Raw genomic sequence first — 23,285 nt, 5'->3', positions numbered from 1 at the left:
TTGTTTTAGAAATATGGCAAATACAACTATTTGGACAGGTTCTGACCTTTATTTATGTGATACTGAATTAGCACAGGCATTTCACATAGCTCGTGTTTTGGGAATGCCCTTACTTATTGAAGGAGAGCCTGGTACAGGTAAGACAGAGCTACCTTTGCAGTTCGCCAAAAGTTTGGGCTTGGATTTGTTTGTCTATCCTGTTGGTTCCAAAAGCACTGTTGATCAATTTGTTGCTAAATTTGACCATGTAAAATACCTTCGAGATTCACAGATTGAAGTATTGAATGCCCAGAGGGAAGAAAAGGGTCTCGACAAAAAACTAAGCACTGGCGGCAGAAGTACCGAAAAAATGGATGACTATGTATTACTTGGCCCTGCTGCAATGGCATATACGCATCACAACTCAGTGTTATTGATTGATGAAATAGACAAAGCTCCTCGTGAATTTCCCAACGACTTACTTTATGCTTTGAGTCATCGAAAATTTGTATTGCCAGAATCGGGTCGAGTCATTGAAGTGAATGAAGAGGATATGCCTGCCATCGTAATCACAAGCAACAGAGAACAAGAATTACCTACCGCTTTCAAAGGTCGCTGTATTTACCATTACATTTCGTTTCCTACACCTGATTTGATGCGTGAAATCGTATTGAAACACTTTCCGACAATAAACAATACCTTGATAGAAAGGGCATTGCAGCTATTCTACCAGTTTCGACATTTGGGTTTAGAGCGTTCACCTTCTACTAGAGAATTGCTCAATTGGCTCAAATATTTGAATACCTTCGACCACAATGAGGCAATCGCCAAATTGGAGGCAAAAGATGGAATTGGCGTATTGGTAAAAACCAAGGCAGATATGGAGAAGGTAAAACAGCGGTATAACTAATTGGTAACTTGAGCCTTTACCCAAGATTATGCGTTAAATAAATTTTCTGTGATTCATCCGATGAATAAGCTAAGTCAAAAGCGTTCTCAATCAGATTTAGCATAAAATAGCTTACTGACTTCTTGTATTACTTTATCACAACCATTGGGAGCAACCATATCGTGAAAACGCCTAGCCATTTGTTGGCGATGTGGAAAATCCTCTACAATTGAGTTTAACTGTTGAGCGATTTCCTCTTCCTTTATCATATCAGCCTGTCCTATATAATACACCAAATCTTTTTTGTGCATTAATAAGGCAGATTCCATCTCTCTGTAGGAAGTAGGAATAACAAAATTAGGAGTTCCCAAACATGCCAATTCCCAAGCAGTTAGACCTCCAGATGTAATCGCTAAATCAGCCATCAATTGAAATTGTGGCATTCTATCTGTATTTATATGAAGGCTTGTATTGTTCTGATCATACTCTCTAATCAGTACTCTAAGTTCCTCAACAGGAAGGTATAAAATCCCCACTACTATCACAATTCTCTCAAAATAAATACCCGATTCATATACTCCTTTCAGTGCTTTATATGTCTGATTGCTTCTGTCGGCTCCTCCAAAATTAATTAACAATATTTTGAGATTGTGGTAGTCCTTATTTTGAGCAGTTAGGTTCATTGTTTTGTAAACTTCTTTCAAAATCACATATCCTGTTCCTAATAGACATTTGGTATAAGGCGCAGTTTTGTACTGATATTCTAATGCTAATATATTTTGGTTATGTACAATATCTGAAAAAAAAGGTTCTCGATGTTTGAAGGCAATCATCATCAATTTGATGCCATTCGCTCTTATTTTTTCCTGAAATTCTGCGGTATAATATGCTTCCTCATCGCTATCAATTACAAGAAGATTGTGTGGGTAAAGGCTTTGATTGTGTATCAAATGCACCATTCGTTCAGCATATTTAGCAACAAGCATAGACATATATATTACTTCAAAGCCTTTATCCTTCAATTGTAGCTCGTAAAAAGTAGGTGTCTTGTATAATAAAAAAGTACATTTCATACCAATCTTTTTCATCTTCTCTGCCATTATTTGGCAGCGAACAAGATGTCCTGTACCTATCTGGCGATTGGCATCTACACGAAAATAAACATTAATCAAATGATTGTTCATAGATGTGGGTTATAAGGTTTATTAGGGCTAAGTAATTGGACAGCATTAATCTAAGAGACAATTAATTTGAATATGTTCAGAAACAAAGAATACGCTTCTGACAAATATCTCTCTATTATGTCTTTTTACTTATTTTAGGGTTTCGTAAATTGTCTTATTCATCATTGGCACTATTCATTGTAATAAAATGTAAGGCTTTTTCTAAATCCTGTTGTTTACAATACACTTTCACTTCCTCTAATTCACTCTCTAAATTTTTATGTGCCAATTTTTGATGCACCTTATTATTTACTCCTTTCAGCCAAGGTTTTTCTTCAAATAGTCCTAAAATATCATGAATGTCAAAAAACGGGTTATTTGAGTATAAATAATCATATACGATACAGAGCAGTGTATAGTCTTCCTGTGTGTCCAATGTTACTCGAATATCAGGAGCATATGTATCTTTTGTCGCTTTGACGACATTTAATCGAAATTTATCAGGGCGTGTTTTGTAAAAATAAGTAGTCACATGTTCCTTTTCATACCTATGCTGTGCATTTTGATATGCTTCCTCCAGCATTTTGAAGCTAAAAATACTCAAGTCTATACCATACGGAAAGGTGCGTTCAGTAGCATTGGAAGTGAAATCTGCTTTTGTTTCAAAATGATTGTCAATGACCCTATCAATCACCTCAGCATCCATACAAGGACAATCACTCGTAATTCGCACTACATAATCTGTACCTATACTCTTGGCAGCCAAATAATAACGCTCCAATACGTTTTCTTCACTACCTCTAAAATACGGAATGCCTTTTTGCTCACAAAGCTCAACAATGGCATCATCTGAAGCATTGATTGTTGTGGCGATTAGGACTTCATCCAATCTTTTGGAACATCTGGCTCGACGCACGACTTGCTCTAAAACAGTCGTTTGACCATTGAAGGGTAGCGGCAAAAGTACTTTGTTGGGCAAACGACTCGAAGTGCTTCTTGCTTGTATGATGGCAGTAATTTTCATATTCAATGATGGGTATTTTTTAGCTTTCAAAACATTGAAGGGTAGCAAAAATTTGCGTTACCACAAATGCCAAATCTTGGTCTGACAAAGAAGGATACATCGGAATACTAATCTCTCGCTCATAAAAATCTTCGCAAACAGGACACAGACCCATCGGATAACCCAAATCTTGATAATAAGGATGTGTATAAGCAGGAATATAATGCGTTTGAACTCCTATTCCATTCTCACGCAATGCTCCAAATATAGCTGTTTTTTGAGCATTGTAAGGATTTTTGAGGCGAATGGGAAAAAGATGGTAGGAGTTTTTGGCGTAATCTCGCTCTGGAGGCAGGTCGAAATAGGGGTTATCAGCAAATGCTTCAAAATAAAAATCGGCAATTTTGCGTCTTTTCTCAACCGATTCATCTAAACGCTGCAATTGTGACAAACCCAAAGCTGCTTGCATATCTGTCAAACGATAATTGTAGCCCAAAACGTGCATTTCAAAATACCAATCGCCCAAATCATTGCGGCGCATATTTTTTTTAGTAATGCCATGTGTTCGAAAAACCAATAGTTTTTCATACAAATCCTCTCGATTCGTTAAGATAGCACCGCCCTCCCCTGCTGCAATGTGCTTGACGGGGTGAAAACTAAACGAAACCATATCCGAAAAAGCACAATCTCCAATCTGTGTATTTTTATACATAGCACCAGGCGCATGACAAGCATCCTCCATCACATACAAATTATGCCTGTCTGCAATCTTACGAATTGCTTCTAAATCAACAGGATGTCCTGCATAATGTACAGGAACAATCAATTTGGTTTTGGGGCTAATGAGGGCTTCAATATTCGCCACATCTATATTGCCAGTATCGGCTTCAATGTCTGCAAAAACGGGTATCGCACCAACATACAAGGCAGCGTTGGAGGTAGCCACAAAAGTATTGGGCGTGGTAATGACCTCATCTCCTTCGCCCAAACCCAATGCAAAACAGCCACCATGCAAAGCCGATGTTGCAGAATTGAACACCACTGCATATTTTGCACCCAACTTAGCTGCCAAAGCCTCTTCAAATTCTTGGATGCGTGGCCCTTGTGTGAGATAATCAGATTGAAGTGAAGCGGCAACAGCATCTAAATCGGCCTGTGTGATTTCTTGCCGACCATAAGGGATATATTTTTTTGTCATAGTTGTACTAACTTTGGTATATTAAAACCTTTTTCATTCAAATTGGGTAAACCTAAGTACTTTAAACGTTCAAAGGTAAGGCAAAATAAGCAGTCTAAGCACAAGAAAACCAATCCTTTTAAATTGAATATTTCTGCTTTATCCAACTATCAAAAAAGCCTGCCTTATTCTGATAAGGCAGGCTAATAGTATTATTATTGTAACCAACAAAGAGTTTGTAATCTGTAAAACAAGACTATCTATTCTTCATCTTTTTTCTTTTTGCCGAAAAGTCCACCCAATGCGCTACCAATTTTTCCTCCGATGTCTTCCAGTTTTTCACCAACATCACCAAATTGATCGCTCATTTTTTCGCTTAGGTCTTCCAGCTGATCTCCTACTTTATCACCCAAATCCCCCAACTGAATTCCCATTTCGCCCAGTTTTTCTTTTGCAGCAGCCAATAATTCAGTGCGGCCTTCTTCTTGAGAAACTTTCTCAATCAAACCTTTGAGGCTAAAGTGAGCATCTTCCTCTTTTTCAGAAGCATACTTTTCAGATACTTGCTCTAATGCCTCAGGAACAGCACCTTCTGCGGCTTTATCAGCCGTCTCCTTGTCCACACCCTTTTCCTGCATTTTTTTGCTGGTACGAGCGATGATGTTTTTCACAATCGGCAAGTCCTTCAAATCTTCTTTTTTCACGCCTGAAAGCACTTCTTTCACGCCTTTGAAGTCACCTTCCAATACATTCGTTTTCAAGGCTTCAAAAATAGATTCCCCTGTTGCCTCAGCTGTTTCATCTGCTTTTTCATTCGGCACATCTGTATCTTTTTTGTAGTATTCAGATGCTTTTTTCTTTACTACTTCAATGATGTCTTTTAACATAGCTATATGTGGTTTTTTTTCAGTAAAAATTAAAAAAGTTGATACAAAATGAACTATTCATTTTTTGTATCAACTTCAAAAAGATAAGATTTGTTTTCAACTTTATTGAAAGTACGGATTAATTTAGTGGGGCAATTTGTCCCTAAAAACACCGTATGTGAATGTTCCTAAAATAGCACTTATCAGCAACACAATAAATACAGTATAGCCATTGCCGATTAATGTATAAATAGGTCCTGGACAGGCTCCTGCCAATGCCCATCCCAATCCAAAAATGATTCCACCTAATAGGTAGCGTGTAACCCCTTTATTTTTATCATTGAAGACAATTTCTTTTCCTTCAATTGATTTGAGATGTGATTTTTTAATCAAAGCAGTGAAGACAATGCCTAAACTCAATGCAGACCCCATAATGCCATACATGTGAAAAGCTTGGAAACGAAACATTTCTTGTATTCGATACCATGAAATCGCTTCTGATTTGGTCATAATAATACCAAACAATATACCTACCAATACAAATTTGATTAATTTCATTTATCCTCAATTTTGATTAGAGTCCCATGATAAAAGGTAACAAAAAGTGTGTCATAATCAATCCTCCAACAAAAAATCCAATCACTGCAATGAGAGATGGCAATTGTAGATTAGACAGTCCGCTAATGGCATGTCCCGATGTACATCCTCCTGCATAGCGAGTTCCAAAGCCTACTAAAAACCCACCTAAAACAACCGTTATCATTCCTCGAAGGGTAAAAAATTGTTCCCAACTGAACAAGGCGTCGGGTGCAAGTTTTCCGTCAAATGCAATACCCAATTGTTCAATATCTCGAATGGTATTGACAGAAATACCGATGGGTTCAGGGCTTTGAAGAAAGGTGTGGGCAATGAATCCACCAATAATAGCACCACCCGCAAAGGCAATATTCCACATTTGACTTTTCCAGTCAAAGTTGAAGAAATCCGATTTTTTACCTGCTCCCAACATGGCGCAAGTTGTTCGCATGGTGGAAGATACGCCAAATTCTCCTCCCAACCAAAGTAGCAACAACATTATCAGTGTTATCATTGGACCAGAAACATACCAAGCCCAAGGTTGTGAAATCCATTCTATCATGATGTAATGGGTTTAAGTTAGTCAAATCAAAGGTACGGATAAAATTGAAGTAAAGGAATTAGTGATAGACGGTAAACATCTTTACCCATAAATTTACGCAAATTTACATGCAAGTTCAACCATATCTTGTGATTTTGGTCACAGTCAAAAAATCAAACATATTAAATCGAACTACTTGACTAACAATGACAAATTTACTCCTCAATTTCAAACAACTTCTACTATCTTCATTACTAAAGCAATCCCGTTCCTTTGCACCTATCGCAGCGTTCTCTGCCACGTGTGCCAATCCAATACCCCTTCCCTTCACAGCGAGGACAAGCATTGGGATCATGATGAGGCAGTATCAATTTGAATAATACGTACAATACAGCAAATACAACAATAGCAAGGATAACATAGCGTAAAATAAACATAATCATTTTTTGAAAATCAAAATTTTAAATACGTTATTTGTTAAAAAAAAGTTCCAAGAATAGGACGCATAAACATCTTTTAACCGTACAAGACCGTTAATAGATAAACGAAGCACAACCTAAAATAATATTGTAGGATAATTGCCAAAAAATGTAATTGCAGGATTGACAAAATGAACGTATTTTTGAAGAAATGCGTTCTTATTAAATAATAACAGAACAAAACGCCCTACTATGTTACTTACAAAACACTACTGCTGGTTTATATTCCTTTGCTTTTTGAGCTTTGCTATCACCATTCAAGCACAAGAAGCGACAGGTAATGCCGTCAACTCCAACACTACTCAAGAAGAAAAAACTTCTGAACATTCTCTCATTGCCAACTACCCAACCTATACTGAAAAAACCACTACTTATCAGTATGGAGAAAACAGCGATGCGTACCTATACGAATCTAGCATACTTTCTAATCAACAACTTACAGAGACGAATAAATCAACGGTTGCAGAACCTACTTACTATTATGAAAATTCAAACTACAACTTAGCCCCAACATCAACAGAAAAAAAACCTACTATTGAGCAAGAAAATGCAACTGCTTCCAACAGTGATTCTGGTTCTTTTGTGGATGTAATTCTGGATATTCAGCATACAAATACTGCTTCAACTACTCCTCAAACCCGTGTAGTACCAGTGGCTACGGTTGAAGACATTCACACCATCAATGGAAGACAAAATCGATTTGAAGAATATGATAGAAATGGTACTTTGACCAATCAAACCGAAAATATTCCCAATACCCGTGTTGTGCCTGTCGCTACGGTTGAAGACATTCACACCATCAATGGAAGACAAGACCGATTTGAAGAATATGATAGAAATGGCACTTTGACCAACCAAACCGAAAATATTCCCAATACCCGTGTTGTCCCTGTCGCTACGGTTGAAGACATTCACACCATCAATGGAAGACAAGACCGATTTGAAGAATATGATAGAAATGGCACTTTGACCAATCAAACCGAAAATATTCCCAATACCCGTGTTGTGCCTGTTGCTACGGTTGAAGACATCAACGAAATTAAACAAAGTGATGCCTACCAACCTTACCAAAATCATGCCCCTGTGGTACAGCCAAGTTCAGTCAAAAAGGAATCCCCCAAACAGCGAAAAGAACGGTATAGTGATGCTCCAACATACGAAAATGCCGATTACACGCCTATAAACGAAGATGGCAATACTCCCTACACTGTGGAAGCCAAGCCCAAGCATCAAAAGCGCAGCTTCAAAGAGTTTATCCAAGAAACATTCACACCTCCTACATCAGAAGATACGAATTATGAAGGCGGAGACTCCAATTCAAATACTGATCAAAGTCGCCCAAGTCGTTCTTCCAAATCTTCAAAAGAATACAAAAGCAGACCTGTAAAAGGTGAAAAAGAAACTGGCTCTACAAAAACAGAAAACAAACAAGAGGATAGCAAAGCAACAAGATCAACCCGAGATTAGTAAAAGCACCTATAAGTCCTTCAATTTTTCTATCAACCAATCTTTTTCTGACAATTCGGTGGTTTCATGTACTTCCTCTTGTAGCTTCTCGATTTTTTCTTTTTCATTTGGTAAAAGTCTCAAAATACGTCCCAATATGTTGATAAAATTTTGGTGAGATTTTTTGTGGCTATCTGCAATGTCCTTTTGGCGGTGAATAAATACCCGAAACGCATTTATTAATGAATCCAATAAATTCCATTCTTCAATTTCATAATACACCTTCAACAGCATCCGTTTGACTCCCAATTTAGTATAAATATCACGGTATTCTACTTGCTGCAATAAATCCAAAACTACTTCATAATCTTTTTGGTGAAAAAACATATCCGCTCTGCAATAATTGTACAAATCCACCTGAGCTTCGGGCAGCAATTTTTGGTAGTTTTCTTCAATAAAATTTGCCGTCCAATCAAATTTTTCTAAGCGCAACGCAATTGTAGAGATATTTTTGAAAATAGCAGGCAGCAAATATCCATCGGTATAAAGCAAGCCCATTTTCAATTGTTTATCATACAGTTGAAATAATTCTTCATAATGTTCCTTTGAAGTGGCGATTACCTCCTTTGAAGCATTTTCAAGAATCGTATATAAAACCCTCGTTTCCTCCAATCGCTGCAAATTGCCGTATTTTTCCAGCAGTTTTTTCAAATCTATGTATATGCTCTTTTCATTGGGATTTCTCAACAATAACAACCCTTTGTACCAAAGCGCAACTATGGGTATATTTTGGTAAGGACTTTTCTCCAAAAACTGCAGCAATTCTCCCATCATCGTAAAATCATACTCAATGTTTACACTTCGCTGACGGTTGAGCATCAAACAAAACAACATCAATTTGCTGATAAGAAAATGAATGTCTAAATAATGGTTGTTGTTTTGAAAATTCACATCTGCAATACGCTCATCATGTGTACTCTGAAAAAATGAATCCTGAACTTCAATTTGATATTGATTATAGAAATAGGTATTGTCTTGGTATTTTACCTTCGATTGAAGTTTAAGAACTTCTTTTAATTGACTCGGAAAAAATTTGAACAACAAGCGATTGTTGTGGTAATCTAATATATTTATTTTCTGGACAACTGCTTGTTTATCATACATTTCATGGGCAATAAACGTCTCCATCAGTTTGTAAAGTTTAGACAACAACTTAGTGATTGTCTGTTCTTTATACACTTCTTTTGGATACACATAGAAAAAAGCATATTCAGGCGTGAGATGTGGGCTGGTAAATTTGGGAGCATATTGCTTCAGAAAATCAAATAAATTGACGATATGTTGATTTTCATTGAAGTATGGCGAAAGAATAAATTTCTCTAAAGATTTTAATTCTTTGTTAGAAAAACTCCTTAAAACTTGTATTATCTTACGTTGATGCATGAAAAATTTTATAGCTAATGGATAAATCCTAAAGGAACGCTAATAAAAGAAATTATTCTCTAAAATTACAATTATAAGGCTATACGAATCTTGCAAGTCGAAAATATTCCCTTCAAAATAATGCTTTGAGGCATGAAAGAATATCCTAAATTTGCATAAATATTTTAATTTTAACCTTTCTAGCCTTAGGTTAGTCTATTAACACTTTTTTTATGTCTGGAGCAAACATTAATTCTAAATTTACCTTCAATCAAAGCGTCGAATACTACTTCGACAAAGCATCTGCTTTGACTGATCATTCCAATGGCTTGTTAAAACAAATAAAAGCCTGTAATAGTGTGATTCGGATGCAATTTCCTGTGAAAGTCAAAGGAGAATACCACGTATTGGAAGCCTATCGTGCCCAACACAGTCATCACAAAACACCTTGTAAGGGAGGTATCCGATACAGCGAAGGGGTCGACCAAGATGAAGTAATCGCTTTGGCATCCTTGATGACTTACAAATGTGCGATTGTAGATGTACCTTTTGGAGGAGCAAAAGGAGGGATTAAAATCAATCCTAAAAACTACACAACTACACAACTTCAACGCATCACCCGCCGATATACAACTGAGTTGATTAAGAAAAACTTTATCGGCCCTGCAATTGACGTTCCTGCTCCTGACTACGGAACAGGCGCACGAGAAATGTCTTGGATTTTAGACACTTTTGTGACCTTCAATCCTGGAATGATTGACGCTTATGGCTGTGTGACAGGAAAACCTGTGACGCAATCTGGCATTAGAGGTCGTGTAGAAGCTACTGGTCGAGGCGTTTTTTTTGGAGTGCGTGAAGCTGTTAGCAATGAAGAAGATATGAAAGCTTTGGGCTTAGAAACTGGTATCGAAGGCAAACGTGTAGTTGTACAAGGTCTTGGAAATGTAGGTTTTCACTCTGCAAAAATTTTCCAAGAAGAAGGCGCACACATAATTGGTGTTGCCGAATATGAGGGAGCTATTTATGATCCAACTGGAAAAGGTTTTGACATTGATGCTCTTTTTGAACACCGCACACATACAGGCAGCATTTTGAATTTCCCTGGCTCTAAAAACTTCTCAAGTGGTGCTGAGGCCCTAGAAATGGATTGTGATATCTTGATTCCTGCTGCAATCGAAAGAGTAATTACTGGCGAAAATGCGCCCCGAATCAAAGCCAAAATCATTGCAGAAGCCGCAAATGGCCCTACAACTCCTGAGGCAGAAGAGATCTTGCTCGAAAGAGGCATCATGGTTATCCCTGATGTATATCTCAACGCAGGTGGTGTGACAGTTTCTTATTTTGAGTGGCTAAAAAACTTGTCTCATGTTCGTTTTGGTAGAATGTCTAAACGCCATGAGGAAATGGTGCAACGTCGTTTTGTGAAAGCGATTGAAGACAATACTGGTAAATTATTGAAGCCTGAAGAACGCAAACTCATCATTCAAGGTGGCAGCGAAGTCGACATTGTACGTTCTGGTTTGGAGGATACCATGATTACGGCATTTCAAGAAATTCACTCAACTTGGAAAACATATCCTGGTGTGAGAGACTTACGAACCGCTGCTTTTGTAGTGGCTATCAACAAAGTTGCTACTTCTTATGTTGAATTGGGTATTTTCCCATAATGCATCACAAATTTTGTAGATTACGCTGATATATTGTTTTTGTATAAAGAAATAATATAAACAAACGCCGTAGGTTTGAAGTTCGATTCAATCAAAATCATTGAACTTCAAATCTATGGCATTTGTTTTTTTCTCCGAGCCATAGAATCAGGCTATTTTCATTTATATTTTCATTATGTATCTACCCGATATTGACCAAGCTCTTCAACAGTTGCAGCAAACCCTATCAAATATTTACGATATAGGAGAAGCCAAAGCTATCAGCAATATCGTTTTGGAGCATCTTCTTCAAATGAATCGCCTTTCGCTTCAAATCAATAAACACCATTCATTGAGTGCCAATCAATTTCTACAATTGCAGGAAATCACCAAACGTTTGCTACAAAATGAACCTGTTCAATATGTTCTTGGAGAAACTGAATTTTACGGACTTATATTGAAGGTAAATTCATCTGTTTTGATTCCTCGACAAGAAACCGAAGAATTGGTAGAATGGATAACGTTATCTATTCCGCACTATATATATATGCTTCCTTGGACTTCAAATAATTTTAATATTTTAGACATTGGAGTGGGAAGTGGGTGCATATCTTTGGCTTTGAAAAAAGAATACCCAAATGCAAACATCACAGGCATTGATGTAAGTGAAGATGCATTGAGTGTGGCGCAACAAAATTCAGACTTACTTCAACTGCCCATTGATTTACAAAAAATAGATGTGCTAGATAGGACACTTTGGGATTTGCTGCCCAACTATCATATTATTGTGAGCAATCCTCCCTATATTTGCGAATCGGAAAAAGAAATATTAGATGAAAATGTGGTGCGATATGAACCTGAACTTGCCCTGTTTGTTGCAGATACAGATCCACTCATTTTCTACAAAACCATCGCCGATTTAGCCTTATTGAAGCTGCATAAAAACAGCATTCTCTTTTTTGAAGTAAGCGAACACTTTGCAGAAGACTGCAAAGAAATGTTGCTGAAAAAAGGGTTTCAGGCAAGACTTCGAAAGGACATCAATGGCAAATCACGAATGATACAAGCTTCGATTGATAAAAATCTTCATAAAACTTCAAACCTATCCGAATATGAATAAAATTTCCGCATGTTTTCTATTTTTCATTTGTTTGTGCTTTTTCACCCATTTTTCTTTTGCACAACAAACTGTTAATCAAGAACAGTATTCAAGAGCGAAAATTTATACCAATGAATTAGGCTTGGTAGAGTTAGGTGCTTTGGGTGTGGAAATAGACCACGGTGAGTACAAAAAAGGGGTTTGGTTTGTGAGTGATTTTTCGGCATCCGAACTCAAAAAAATTGCAGCAGCAGGTTTTGTTTTCGACATTATTCACGAAGATGTAGTCAGTTATTATACAAGCAAAGAACGAGCTGCAACACTTCAAAAATTGCCCACCAAAATCGCTGGTTGTGCTGCTACGGCGGGCATTGAAGTAGGAGATTATCCTGTGCCTACTGACTTTGAATTGGGAAGTATGGGTGGTTATTTCACCTACCAAGAAATGCTGAATCATCTGGACAATATGGCTACTAAATATCCAGATTTAATCAGCAGAAGAGATACCATTGAAGGTTTCAATACACACGATGACAATGTGTTGCAATGGGTAAAAATATCTGACTCACCAAATGTGGATGAAGACGAACCCGAAGTGCTTTACACCGCATTGCACCATGCTCGTGAGCCTGTTTCGCTTTCACAAATGATTTACTATATGTATTACCTTCTCGAAAACTATGAAACGGACGAAAACATTCGGTTTTTGGTGGACAATACAGAGATGTATTTTATTCCTTGTATCAATCCTGATGGCTACCAATACAATGAGTTGATTCGCCCGAATGGTGGTGGTATGTGGCGTAGAAATACAAACGATAATGATGGAAATGGCACCTTCAATCCACAAGTTGACGGAGTAGATCTGAATAGAAACTACGATTGGGAATGGGGAAGAGATGATTTTGGTTCATCATCTGATCCTACGAGCGATACGTATAGAGGGAATGCTCCTGCTTCGGAACCAGAAACGCAAGCTGTTCAATATTTTTGTGAGCAGCATGACTTCAAAATTGCCCTCAACTACCATGCTTTTAGCGACTTGTTGATTTATCCTTGGGGTTATATTGAAGATTTTTATACGCCCGATTCTGCTCTGTATGTAAATTATGCACAGATAATGACACAAGAAAACAATTACATTGCAGGAACAGGTAATCAAACAGTTGGATATTTGGTAAATGGAAGTTCTGATGATTGGATGTATGGACAACAAATCAGCAAAAACAAGATATTTGCTTTTACTCCCGAAGTAGGGGGGTCGGAAGATGGTTTTTGGCCCTCATCCAACCGTATTGTTCCGCTCTGTCAGGAAAATATGTGGCAAAATATTGCTGCTGCTTCATTCGTCCATAATTTTGCCATCATTGAAGAAAAATCTCCTTTGTACGTCAATGAAATAGAATCAAATGTTTCATTTGAACTAACCCGAATAGGCTTACAAAATGGTGTTCCTTTTAGCGTTTCTATTGAAGCTACAAATGATGCTATCACTACTGTTGGCGCACCCAAAAGCTTTGAATTGACAGAGACTTTGGCTACAGTTGAAGATATGATATACTATCAACTGCGAAGTGACCTAAAAATAGGTGACTTAATCACATTTGATTTGATTATTGACAACCAACAAGGTATGGTGCAACGCATATCTGTTTCCAAATATTTTGGCGCACCAGTGCTTGCATTTGAAGACAAAGCAGATAATTTGGAGTCCTGGACGGGCAATGTATGGGGCTTGAGTAACACAGAGTTTTATTCGAGCAGCACTTCTATAACCGATTCTCCCAGTGGTACTTATGCTGCTGATGCGACTAACCAATTGTTACTCAACGAAACCATTGACCTGACAGACTGCAAGATAGCAACACTTACTTTCTGGGCAAAGTGGCGCATTGAAGCGCACTATGATTATGTACAAATTTTTGCTGTTGATTCCGAAACAGGCGTGGAAACACCTCTTTGTGGCAATTACACAAAATTGGGTAATGCTTATTTGGAGAGCGACCAACCACTTTATGATGGGATTCAGAGCAGTTGGGTAAAAGAAGAAATTTCTTTAAACGATTTCATTGGTCAAAAAATCACCTTGCGTTTTTTGTTTTGGTCTGACTCATTTGTAGAATACGATGGCTTCTACTTCGATGATTTACAAGTCACTAAGTTGGGGGGGGATGTTGGAACTACCATTGCAGATTTTCAGCCAAACCCCAATATTTTGCTAAGTCAAAACAGTCCTAATCCCGCTGAAGAACTAACTTCTTTTAGTTTTGAAGTCCCCAATAATTATGGATCAATGGATTTGGTGGTTTACAATGCGTTAGGACAAACACTTCAACGCCAACCTGTTTCAACCACTACAAAAGGTTCTATTTTGTTGGATATAAACAATTTAGAAAATGGAATTTATTTTTGCCGCTTAGAAAGCAATAGAGGCAGATCCAATGTTGTGCGCTTGACAGTGGTGAAATAATAAATGATTGAAAAGTAGTATTCTGATTATAAATATTAACAAATTCGTCTTTAGATAATATTTTCGTTTATTACAAAGCTTGATTATCTGAATAATGTAATAATTCACATTTTAAGCTGCAATTGTGACTATTTTCACAAAAAAAGTCGTAAATTGGATTGTATATTTGTAGGTTGAATAATACCTCTATGAGAAAATATTTATTACATATTATTTTGTTCACTTTAAATGTTTGTGTATTTCAGACTATTTTAGCGAATCAAATCCCAAAAGAAGAAGTAAAATTTAATTTCTTTTCGGAGCCAATTAGCATCAAATACGATACAAGGATGGTGATTCCTATTGGTAATGATATATCTGAAGAAGTATTTGAGCGATTTTATTTTGACCTAAGCAATACCACTTTTTTGATGGTTGTAGGAGGATTACTTTCCTATAAGAAAGAATTGGAGTTGAATGATTGGTTGTATTATCAACTTATAAACAGCTTTGTAGAAACCGCTTTCAAAAAAGAATCAACTAACTTTAGAACTTTATTCAGCTGGTTTTTGCTGCATAAGTCAGGTTATCAAGTCCAACTCAATTATATCAACAACCACATCCTACTGTCTGTTTTTTCACATGATAAAATATACGACATGCCTGTGAGGGCACATGAAAATGGCTGGTATGTAGAATTAACTGCTTCTCATCAAAATCAAATCAAACGCAAACTCATTTCTTATCGCTCTGACTTCAATATCAATTCCAAAGGAAAACCTTTTTCTTTTCGATTGACCACATTACCCAAATTAAGCAATCCGACAGTTGTTACCCAAACCTTTTCTTTCATTCACTATGGCAAGCTATATCCGTTCTCTGTTGATATCAATGAAAGTATTGTCAAAATGATGTATCACTATCCTGAACTCTCTATCCTTGAACATGCAGAAGTCCCAGTTTCTAATTATGTAAAGGAAACTTTATACAAAGAATTGGATAGATTGACAGCAGATATGGACGATTTCCAAGCCATTCGTTTTTTCTTAAGTTTCACCCGAATGTCAAAAAGCTATGAAACAGATAAGGAAGCGTATGATGTCCAGAATCTTGCTTTTACCCCCGAAGAAACTCTCTATTATCTCTATTCCGATTGTGAGGATCGTTCTGCATTGTTCTATAATATGGTAAAGGAAATATTGAAAATGGATGTAGTACTGATTGATTTCCCACGTCATGCAAGTGCCGCCGTACACTTTGAAAAACCTCCTGTGTTTGATTCAGAAAGTATCCATGCAAAACCAATTTACCACAATGGCAAAGATTATTATATCTGTGATCCAACAGGGCCTGGCAATCACCTTCGATTAGGTGAATATCCGTATGGTTTTGAGGATATTACACCACGGGTTTTAGTAGAATAAAGAATTATGTGTGGCATTACAGGTTTCTATTCTCCCTCCTCTAAACTTCAACAAGAAGATCTTCAACAAATGACCGATTGCTTGACGCATCGAGGTCCTGATGCTGCTAACTATTTTTTTGAAGCTAAAATAGAAGGCAACATAGCCTTAGGACACAGACGGCTCAGCATTATAGATTTATCCGAGGCAGCCAACCAACCTTTCTACTCCAAAGATGGACGTTATGTGATGGTCTTCAATGGAGAAATTTACAATTATCAAAATATTGCCCAACAATTGCAGTTGTCTTGCAGTACAACTTCGGATAGTGAAGTCATCATTGAAGCTTTTGCTAAAATAGGAGCAGCAGCCATTGAATTGCTAAACGGTATGTTTGCCATCGTAATATTTGATAAGATGGCAAATCGGCTTCATTTCTTTAGAGATCGATTGGGTATCAAACCTTTGTATTATTGGTGGAATCGGCATGATTTGATTTTCGCTTCCGAAATAAAAGCCCTCAAAGCTGTTGTCAAAAGATGGCAGGTGGACAAAACAGCGGTTTCTTCTTTTTTATATTTGGGCTACGTTCCTTGTCCAAATACTTTCTTCCAAAACGTTTACCAAATTCCCGCCGGCAATTCTGCCGTTTTTGAAAATGGAGAACTCCATATCTCTCCTTATTGGCAATTGAATCAGCAAATAGAATCACAAGTCATTCAAAATGAAATAGCTGCAAAAGAGGAACTTAAAAGCTTACTCCAATCATCCGTTGAATACCGCTTGATTGCAGATGTGCCTATCGGCACTTTTTTGAGTGGTGGAATTGATTCGAGTTTGGTCACTGCAATTGCTCAGTCAATTACGGATAAGCCTGTAAAGACATTTTCTATTGGCTTCAAAGAGAGTAAATTCAATGAAAGCGACCATGCTCGAAAAGTGGCCAAACATCTGAAAACCGAACACCACGAATTTATCTTATCCGAACAAGAAGCACTCGATCAAATAGAATCACTTTTAGACATTTACGACCAACCCTTTGCAGACAGTTCTGCCGTGCCTACGCTTTTGGTGTCGCAGATGGCACGCAAGCATGTCACTGTTGCATTGTCGGGAGATGGTGGAGATGAATTATTTATGGGATATGGTATGTACAACTGGGCGAAACGTCTTGCGAATCCTTTGTTGCGATCTTTCCGCAAACCGATTGCCCAACTATTACAGCAATCGCCCCAAAATAGGCACAAAAGAGCCGCTTTGGTTTTTGCAGCCTCCAACAAAAAACGACTTAAAAGTCATATTTTTTCGCAAGAACAATACTTGTTTAGTGAAGAAGAAATTGCCAATTTGCTTACTCCCTCTTTCAAATCGGCTGCCTTTTCCTTCAATGAGCAATTTGACGATTTAGCACGTTCACTTTCTGCTGAAGAACAACAGGCATTGTTCGACCTTCATTTTTACCTTCCAGACGATTTACTGACAAAAGTGGATCGAGCAAGTATGCTTCACAGCCTCGAAGTGCGTGTTCCGCTTTTAGACCATCGAATTGTTAACTTTGCACTAAATTTGGATAGCACTCTAAAAACCAACAATGGTGTATCCAAATATTTATTGAAGAAAGTGTTGTATGATTATGTTCCCGCAGCTTATTTTGACCGCCCCAAATGGGGTTTCTCAATTCCTTTGGCACATTGGCTCAAAAACGATCTTCATTATTTGATAGATGCCTATTTGTCAGATAGTTTGGTTGGGAGTTTAGGCGTGGTAGAAGTAGGGGTTGTTCGTAAATTGAAGTGGGATTTTTTGAAGGGAAAAGATTATTTGTTCAATCGAATATGGGTGCTAATACTGCTGCATAAATTTTTATCGAAGTAGTCTTTGCTATTTCAACCTAACTATATCCGCCTTATTCCCCACAAAAACCACGACATAAGCTTTTAAATCTTTCATTTCCTTAATCTTATCATCCTTCAAGTATTCTTCCAATTGGGATGCTGCTTCCTTTTTGATTGTCTTCAATCGTTTTACACCTGCTTTTTTTAGATACTTCAATTCAAAAATAAATTGATGAGGAACTTCTTTATCAAAAGGTTGTCGCCGAGTGAGCAACAAATCAACCCGCCCTTTTTCGTTATCCTCATTTTTCTTTTCTACTTCAAACTCGCTGTAAATATGATAAATCCCTGCTGCATAAAACCAAGAAGCAAAAATAGATTTTGGGTGGGTTTCATTAAATGCAGCGTGGTCATGGTTTGCAGATAATTGCGCCAATACAGATTCTGTCAAGTGAATAATAGGCTCAATATTGTTGTGCATTGCCAATTCCAATACTTTTGATTGGATGTCTATTTGGTAGGTATCTAAGTTTGCACGCTCCAAGGTAATTTGCATAAAATATTGGTAGTATAATTCTCGTATGACGTAATTTGGAATGGTAAAAATCAACTGATTAACCAAGCTTCCTTTGATGGTCAAAAATCCGAGATAATATAACAAACTTACAAAATCACTTTCCTGCCAACCAATTTCAAAATTATACCTAATAGTCAGTTGCGCTTTTATCTCTTTATCAACCAATATTTTATATAGAGCATGAATGTTTTCTTTTTCTTTGTGTGCAATCCGAAACATCGATCGAATTTTATGATAATCTGTTGCCACACTTGTTGCCAGTAATTTCTCTGGATAAGCTCCTTCCTCTAAATATTGCTGAGCGAAATACAACACCATTTCGGAATTGTACAGCGAATTTTTTGCACGTTTGTGAAAGACATAACCATCGTACCACATTTTCATTTCACCCATTGTATTGGGTAAATCAGCTTCTTCAATACCTATACCTTGCAGAATACCAATAACTTCCTCTTGTCTAAACCCCATCATTTCATGAAATCGAAGTACTCCACTAATATCTGTTGCACCGCTAAACCCACTCGTCAAACTATCCAATGTAATAGGTGTAACCCCTGTAATAAAAGTTCTGCTTACAATTCCATCATCAGAGCCAATTTTTAAAGTTTCATAAAATTTTCGTACCCATCCATTTCTGCTTACCGTCGTTTTGAATTCTTCAAAACGATATGCAATAATTTCATTGGTAAACTGATCGTATTCATCTATTAATACATACACTTTTCGCCCCTCTCCTTCGTTTTTCACCCAATGCCACAATTGCTTCATAATGATTTCGGGTGAAGAAATCTGTTCCAGTTTTTCTAAATTTTCGGAATCAAAAAAGACATCATACGTTTCTAAAAAAGTAGCCACACTCAACCTAACACTTTCCAAAAAGCTATTGTAAGTCGTTTCATCTGTAGCTGTATTTACACCTGAGAAATTAAATTTCAAGACCAAATAACTGTTTTTCAGAGAGGTAGGTTCGTGTCCGATATTGTATGCTCCAAAAAGTTTTTCAAATTTATCTTGGTGTTCCCAACCATAGTAATGGTGCAAAACGGAAATAAACAAACTTTTACCAAAACGGCGAGGACGCAAAAAGAACAAATGTTTTTCACTCAATGCTTCCAGTTCTCTTATATACTGAGTACGGTCAATGTAAAGATACCCTTCTGTTACCAAGTCATTAAAACTGCCTACACCGCCATAAGGGATTTTCTTCATTGGATTTTAGATTTTGGAGTTTGAACAAGTAAGATAACCAAATTTAGCGATTCCTACACTTCAATAAAAGAAAAAAAGGCACTTCAATTAGATTGAAGTGCCTTTTTTATTTTTGCTATTATTTTGATTATCAACTATTAATTGTCCTTTGGAGGATCTTCCCAGCTTTCACCATGCGTAGAACCTTTGCCATCTTGAGCACCATCATTATCACCACTTGGTTTAGGCGTTGGTGTAGGTTTTTGTGTAGGCGTAGTTTTCGTTTTCGTTCTCACAGGTGCTTTTGGAGAAGAAGGATTCGTTTGAGGTGTCGTTTCTGGTGAAGGCGTAGGACTCGTTTGAGGCTGTGTTTGTGGACTTGGATTGATAGGAGGAGTTGTTGTTTTCACCCTTCCATCACCCGAATTGCCTGATTGCGAACCACCTTTTGATCCTCCAGAAGTGCCATAACCTCCATTGCCAGAAGTGCTTCCTGTGCTACTTCCTTTTCCGCCACCAGAACCAAAGTGCCAACGCAATGAAAAGGCTGCACCTACTTCAAATGGTTTGGGGTGATCATTGAAGTTATACGCTGGTTTGATGTCAATCGAAGCATTCAAGGGAACGCCAGGGAATTTGTATTGAATCCCGCCAATGGCATCCAAACCTACAAAAACACTTTTGGGGTCTTCATTTCCCAAATCTATATTGAGCAAATCCAAAAATGTTTCGGCTGCGCTTTTGCGAACTTTACCAACATGGACTCCACCACCTACAAACCATGTCAATGATCGAGAAGAATACGAAAGCGGTTGATGGTATTCATACAATCCTGTCAATCGCACATCGTATTTGTTGAGCGTCCCCAATCCTTCGAGGTAGCTATTTTGGTTCAATTGGTGTTGAATCGTCAATCCCAAATCAGAACCCATAGTTCCTCCACCAATTCGAACTCCCATCAATGTATTGGTTGTTGAATTATTTGTATTGGAATAAGTCTGAGCATTAGCGGTACTTGCCACTAAAAAGAAACTAAAACAAAAGAGCAGTAAATTTTTCATACGATAAGAGGTTTGTAGGTTGGATAACTTTTACTGTATTTCGTTTAATGGATAATTGCAAAATTTTGGTATTAGAAGGAATTTTCATTCCCTTACTCAAATCGCTTATATAGTTCCTCCAACAATTCTATTCCTTGTTGGTCTATCAAATCCGTTTCCCAATGGTAAAAAGCCACATTGAGGTTTTGTGAATTTAACGCCTGTCGGCAAATATCAGCTGCTTCCTTCAATGCTTCTACTTCAATCCCTTCCAATCGAATCACATCGCCTCTTCGCAAATACCTGCTTCCTGCAACCGTGTCTTTTTCAAGCATATACACTCCTTTTTTCAATTCCTTGAAATCTCCCATTTCCTTCAATTTTGCCTTATTCAAATCATTGAAAATCCCTGCAAACTTGTCCCTTTGAAACCACACGCCCCATTCAAAAATCGGCAATGCCACATCCAAAGGCAGTTCATACTCCGTTTTTGAAGAAATATATTGCCGACCAATCTTGTTATCTAAAATAGAATTAGAAGTACTTGGTTCTTTGATTTTTCCCATGTTGTAGTACATCAACATCCCTTTGTCGACAGGCGGCACACCCGTTTTTTGGGCATATTTGATTTGGTGCAAGCGAATCGTTGCAGAAAACCGAACGCTTTTGTTGAAGTGTTTTTTGAATTGCGCCAAAAAATGAAAATAGGCTTGTTTGGTCGAACTTGTCCAATCACAATCCAATTGTATTTCTTCAATTACCGTTTTACCCGATTTTTGCAGCAATGATTTTACTTTTGTAGCAGCTTTTTCGGCAAGCGTATCTATATCAGCATTTTTCTTCAATTGCAGAAAGACTTTGTTTTCAATGTAAATACAGGGAATAAGTGATAAGGAATCGGACACTTGGGATTCAAAATTGACAATTGCAGTGGGGATAGCTCCGATTGGAGGTTGCCAAATAATATCAAAAAAACGAACGTACATCGTTTGTATCTTCAAATCTTCAATGGCTGAAAAATCGGTTTTTTCGAGGTGAAACTTTTGTTTCCAGTAATAAAAACTGCGGTGAATGGTATGCGGTATGGATGTATCTTGCTTTGAATTGCAGGCACTCAAGGCAACTAACAATGAAAAAACGACTATTCTAAATATTATTTTCTGCATGGGTTAATAAACTTGGTTCGATGGTTAGGTTAGCAGTGGGTAAGGTAAAATAAAAAGTAGAGCTGACACCCAACTCACTTTCAATCCAAATCTTCCCTCCATAACCTGTCACAATTCTCTCGCAAATAGCCAAACCAACTCCAGAGGCACTTTGATTGATGTTTGTATGAATACGTTTGAACATCATAAATATTTTTTCTTGGTGTTCTTTGGCTATTCCTCGACCATTGTCTTTAACGAAAAATTCACCTATTCCTTCTTTTTGAAAGTACCCTACTTCAATTTCAACCTTTTCTTTATCACAATATTGAATTGCATTGTCTATTAACTGTTGAAACAATATTTCACAAAGCCTTTTATTGATCAACAACTTGGGTAAGCCCAGCACCAATACATCTACCCTATTGGCTACCCAATGTGTATTAGATACAATCTGTTCAACGAGTAATTGGGAGTCGACATAAGAACATACTTCAAATTTGTCCTCCAGTCCTGTATAGTTAACAATATCTTTGGTGACAACATCCATTCGACTAACACTCATCTTAATCAACTTTACATAAGCCAATAAGTCTTCATGTTGTTGCTTGATAATATTTTCATTGAGAACCTCAACTATTCCCAATATATTGCAAAGTGGCTCCCGCAAATCATGTGCGGAAACATAAGAAAATCGTTTTAATTCTTCATTGGATCTTTCCAATGCCTTGGATTTTAGGTCTATTTCTTTTGTTCGTTTTATCACCTTATTTTCCAAGGTATTGTTCAACTGTAAAAGCTGATTTGTTAATTCATTGTTTTGATTTGTTGCATAATACACAATTGTATAAACCAATATAAATGCAACTATTCCATTTAACAAGCCAAAAAGTGGTGATAAGCTATCATATTCAAAATGATGTAGGTAGTATATCTTCAAGCAAACAAAAGCAATAAAATTGAAGCTAAAAAATAGCCATTTATAAGTCCATTTTTTGAATAAAAAAATACTTGCCAGCCCTGTTAAAATCAAGAAATATTCGAACTGTGAACCCAAACTTGCACCAATAGAACTACCAACAAAACCCAAAGTATATCCAGTAGCAGCTACTACATCTGCCAACTTGTGTTTGTACAAATAATGAAATAATACAATAAATAGTGCGGTAATTGTAATAAAGATATTCGATGCAATGGCTATGATATGATCGTGATTGCAATAATGTAAATAGGCATAAAGTGGCGATATAAAAATTGTAAAAATAGCAACACTATTTAAAACTCTCATTTTTATTTTTACATACCTGTTTTGTTTTTTATTTATACCAAGAGAGGTAATTTTGTTCAATAATTGAAATAGAG

At 37.1% G+C, this 23,285-nt stretch carries 19 protein-coding genes; 7 read left to right on the top strand and 12 right to left on the bottom strand.

Translation table 11 applies throughout. The features are described from left to right. The first annotated feature begins 13 nt into the window (after nt 1–13). On the top strand, nt 14–889 hold the full coding sequence (locus R3E32_29345) for a MoxR family ATPase (GenBank protein MEZ4888868.1): 876 nt from the start codon (nt 14–16) through the stop codon (nt 887–889). 86 nt (nt 890–975) lie between these two features. Here R3E32_29345 and R3E32_29340 read toward each other — a convergent pair whose 3' ends face one another. The 7 genes from R3E32_29340 to R3E32_29310 all read right to left on the bottom strand — a co-directional run bounded on the left by R3E32_29340 (nt 976) and on the right by R3E32_29310 (nt 6,631). After that, the gene (locus R3E32_29340) at nt 976–2,052 is read right to left on the bottom strand and encodes a hypothetical protein (GenBank protein MEZ4888867.1); all 1,077 of its coding nucleotides are present in this window, start codon (nt 2,050–2,052) and stop codon (nt 976–978) included. Nucleotides 2,053–2,206: 154 nt separating this feature from the next. After that, nucleotides 2,207–3,055 (bottom strand): glycosyltransferase family protein, encoded by an 849-nt coding sequence (locus R3E32_29335; GenBank protein ID MEZ4888866.1) that lies wholly within the window; start codon nt 3,053–3,055, stop codon nt 2,207–2,209. Between the two features lie 19 nt (nt 3,056–3,074). Then, entirely contained in the window at nt 3,075–4,232 is a 1,158-nt protein-coding gene (gene pseC / locus R3E32_29330) for a UDP-4-amino-4,6-dideoxy-N-acetyl-beta-L-altrosamine transaminase (GenBank protein MEZ4888865.1), read from the bottom strand. Between the two features lie 239 nt (nt 4,233–4,471). Then, nucleotides 4,472–5,098 carry a hypothetical protein gene (locus R3E32_29325; GenBank protein MEZ4888864.1) on the bottom strand — a complete coding sequence of 209 codons (627 nt, stop codon included), beginning with the start codon at nt 5,096–5,098 and terminating at the stop codon, nt 4,472–4,474. A 123-nt stretch (nt 5,099–5,221) separates the two neighbouring features. Beyond that, nucleotides 5,222–5,635, bottom strand: coding sequence for a DUF6691 family protein (locus R3E32_29320; protein MEZ4888863.1), 414 nt, complete (start codon nt 5,633–5,635; stop codon nt 5,222–5,224). Nucleotides 5,636–5,651: 16 nt separating this feature from the next. Then, a complete protein-coding gene (locus R3E32_29315) occupies nt 5,652–6,215 on the bottom strand; it encodes a YeeE/YedE thiosulfate transporter family protein (protein MEZ4888862.1) in 564 nt (187 codons plus the stop codon). A 233-nt stretch (nt 6,216–6,448) separates the two neighbouring features. Then, a complete protein-coding gene (locus R3E32_29310; protein ID MEZ4888861.1) occupies nt 6,449–6,631 on the bottom strand; it encodes a hypothetical protein in 183 nt (60 codons plus the stop codon). Nucleotides 6,632–6,865: 234 nt separating this feature from the next. Here R3E32_29310 and R3E32_29305 point away from each other — a divergent pair, with 234 nt between their 5' ends. Beyond that, complete coding sequence (locus R3E32_29305; GenBank protein MEZ4888860.1) at nt 6,866–8,140, top strand: hypothetical protein; 1,275 nt, start codon at nt 6,866–6,868, stop codon at nt 8,138–8,140. A 9-nt stretch (nt 8,141–8,149) separates the two neighbouring features. Here the strand turns inward: R3E32_29305 and R3E32_29300 are convergent, their stop codons facing one another. Continuing rightward, a complete protein-coding gene (locus R3E32_29300; GenBank protein ID MEZ4888859.1) occupies nt 8,150–9,562 on the bottom strand; it encodes a hypothetical protein in 1,413 nt (470 codons plus the stop codon). Between the two features lie 212 nt (nt 9,563–9,774). Here R3E32_29300 and R3E32_29295 point away from each other — a divergent pair, with 212 nt between their 5' ends. The 5 genes from R3E32_29295 (at nt 9,775) to asnB (ending at nt 18,013) form a co-directional block, all read left to right on the top strand. Beyond that, the gene (locus R3E32_29295) at nt 9,775–11,208 is read left to right on the top strand and encodes a Glu/Leu/Phe/Val dehydrogenase (GenBank protein ID MEZ4888858.1); all 1,434 of its coding nucleotides are present in this window, start codon (nt 9,775–9,777) and stop codon (nt 11,206–11,208) included. A 175-nt stretch (nt 11,209–11,383) separates the two neighbouring features. After that, nucleotides 11,384–12,307: a peptide chain release factor N(5)-glutamine methyltransferase gene (prmC, locus tag R3E32_29290; GenBank protein ID MEZ4888857.1), complete on the top strand. Its 924-nt coding sequence runs from the start codon at nt 11,384–11,386 to the stop codon at nt 12,305–12,307. Continuing rightward, nucleotides 12,300–14,756 carry a M14 family zinc carboxypeptidase gene (locus tag R3E32_29285; GenBank protein ID MEZ4888856.1) on the top strand — a complete coding sequence of 819 codons (2,457 nt, stop codon included), beginning with the start codon at nt 12,300–12,302 and terminating at the stop codon, nt 14,754–14,756. Before prmC ends, R3E32_29285 begins: the two co-directional genes overlap by 8 nt. 188 nt (nt 14,757–14,944) lie before the next feature. After that, the gene (locus R3E32_29280; GenBank protein ID MEZ4888855.1) at nt 14,945–16,159 is read left to right on the top strand and encodes a hypothetical protein; all 1,215 of its coding nucleotides are present in this window, start codon (nt 14,945–14,947) and stop codon (nt 16,157–16,159) included. A gap of 6 nt (nt 16,160–16,165) precedes the next feature. Further along, nucleotides 16,166–18,013, top strand: coding sequence for an asparagine synthase (glutamine-hydrolyzing) (gene asnB, locus R3E32_29275; protein ID MEZ4888854.1), 1,848 nt, complete (start codon nt 16,166–16,168; stop codon nt 18,011–18,013). Between the two features lie 6 nt (nt 18,014–18,019). On the opposite strand, the gene R3E32_29270 is transcribed toward asnB, so the two are convergent. The 4 genes from R3E32_29270 to R3E32_29255 all read right to left on the bottom strand — a co-directional run bounded on the left by R3E32_29270 (nt 18,020) and on the right by R3E32_29255 (nt 23,211). Beyond that, nucleotides 18,020–19,759: an AAA family ATPase gene (locus R3E32_29270; protein ID MEZ4888853.1), complete on the bottom strand. Its 1,740-nt coding sequence runs from the start codon at nt 19,757–19,759 to the stop codon at nt 18,020–18,022. A 137-nt stretch (nt 19,760–19,896) separates the two neighbouring features. Further along, nucleotides 19,897–20,799: a hypothetical protein gene (locus R3E32_29265; protein MEZ4888852.1), complete on the bottom strand. Its 903-nt coding sequence runs from the start codon at nt 20,797–20,799 to the stop codon at nt 19,897–19,899. A 92-nt stretch (nt 20,800–20,891) separates the two neighbouring features. Next, nucleotides 20,892–21,944, bottom strand: a complete 1,053-nt coding sequence (locus R3E32_29260; protein ID MEZ4888851.1) for a hypothetical protein — start codon at nt 21,942–21,944, stop codon at nt 20,892–20,894. Further along, nucleotides 21,925–23,211, bottom strand: coding sequence for an ATP-binding protein (locus R3E32_29255; GenBank protein ID MEZ4888850.1), 1,287 nt, complete (start codon nt 23,209–23,211; stop codon nt 21,925–21,927). The genes R3E32_29260 and R3E32_29255 overlap by 20 nt, the downstream gene beginning before the upstream one ends. Between the last annotated feature and the right edge of the window lie 74 nt (nt 23,212–23,285).

The sequence above is a fragment of the Chitinophagales bacterium genome, assembly GCA_041392475.1.
Classification (GTDB): Bacteria; Bacteroidota; Bacteroidia; order Chitinophagales; family UBA2359; genus JAUHXA01.
Note: the sequence above shows the minus strand (reverse complement) of the source record. Positions and strands in the feature narration are given on the sequence as shown.

Bases quoted from the DNA above. Each gene is read 5' to 3' on its own strand.
- R3E32_29305 (MEZ4888860.1), top strand. From the start codon at position 6,866: ATGTTACTTACAAAACACTACTGCTGGTTTATATTCCTTTGCTTTTTG.
- R3E32_29285 (MEZ4888856.1), top strand. From the start codon at position 12,300: ATGAATAAAATTTCCGCATGTTTTCTATTTTTCATTTGTTTGTGCTTT.
- R3E32_29265 (MEZ4888852.1), bottom strand. From the start codon at position 20,799: ATGAAAAATTTACTGCTCTTTTGTTTTAGTTTCTTTTTAGTGGCAAGT.
- R3E32_29325 (MEZ4888864.1), bottom strand. From the start codon at position 5,098: ATGTTAAAAGACATCATTGAAGTAGTAAAGAAAAAAGCATCTGAATAC.
- asnB (MEZ4888854.1), top strand. From the start codon at position 16,166: ATGTGTGGCATTACAGGTTTCTATTCTCCCTCCTCTAAACTTCAACAA.
- prmC (MEZ4888857.1), top strand. From the start codon at position 11,384: ATGTATCTACCCGATATTGACCAAGCTCTTCAACAGTTGCAGCAAACC.
- R3E32_29335 (MEZ4888866.1), bottom strand. From the start codon at position 3,055: ATGAAAATTACTGCCATCATACAAGCAAGAAGCACTTCGAGTCGTTTG.
- R3E32_29300 (MEZ4888859.1), bottom strand. From the start codon at position 9,562: ATGCATCAACGTAAGATAATACAAGTTTTAAGGAGTTTTTCTAACAAA.
- R3E32_29295 (MEZ4888858.1), top strand. From the start codon at position 9,775: ATGTCTGGAGCAAACATTAATTCTAAATTTACCTTCAATCAAAGCGTC.
- R3E32_29320 (MEZ4888863.1), bottom strand. From the start codon at position 5,635: ATGAAATTAATCAAATTTGTATTGGTAGGTATATTGTTTGGTATTATT.
- R3E32_29345 (MEZ4888868.1), top strand. From the start codon at position 14: ATGGCAAATACAACTATTTGGACAGGTTCTGACCTTTATTTATGTGAT.
- R3E32_29340 (MEZ4888867.1), bottom strand. From the start codon at position 2,052: ATGAACAATCATTTGATTAATGTTTATTTTCGTGTAGATGCCAATCGC.
- R3E32_29310 (MEZ4888861.1), bottom strand. From the start codon at position 6,631: ATGTTTATTTTACGCTATGTTATCCTTGCTATTGTTGTATTTGCTGTA.
- R3E32_29315 (MEZ4888862.1), bottom strand. From the start codon at position 6,215: ATGATAGAATGGATTTCACAACCTTGGGCTTGGTATGTTTCTGGTCCA.
- R3E32_29255 (MEZ4888850.1), bottom strand. From the start codon at position 23,211: ATGAGAGTTTTAAATAGTGTTGCTATTTTTACAATTTTTATATCGCCA.
- pseC (MEZ4888865.1), bottom strand. From the start codon at position 4,232: ATGACAAAAAAATATATCCCTTATGGTCGGCAAGAAATCACACAGGCC.
- R3E32_29260 (MEZ4888851.1), bottom strand. From the start codon at position 21,944: ATGCAGAAAATAATATTTAGAATAGTCGTTTTTTCATTGTTAGTTGCC.
- R3E32_29270 (MEZ4888853.1), bottom strand. From the start codon at position 19,759: ATGAAGAAAATCCCTTATGGCGGTGTAGGCAGTTTTAATGACTTGGTA.
- R3E32_29280 (MEZ4888855.1), top strand. From the start codon at position 14,945: ATGAGAAAATATTTATTACATATTATTTTGTTCACTTTAAATGTTTGT.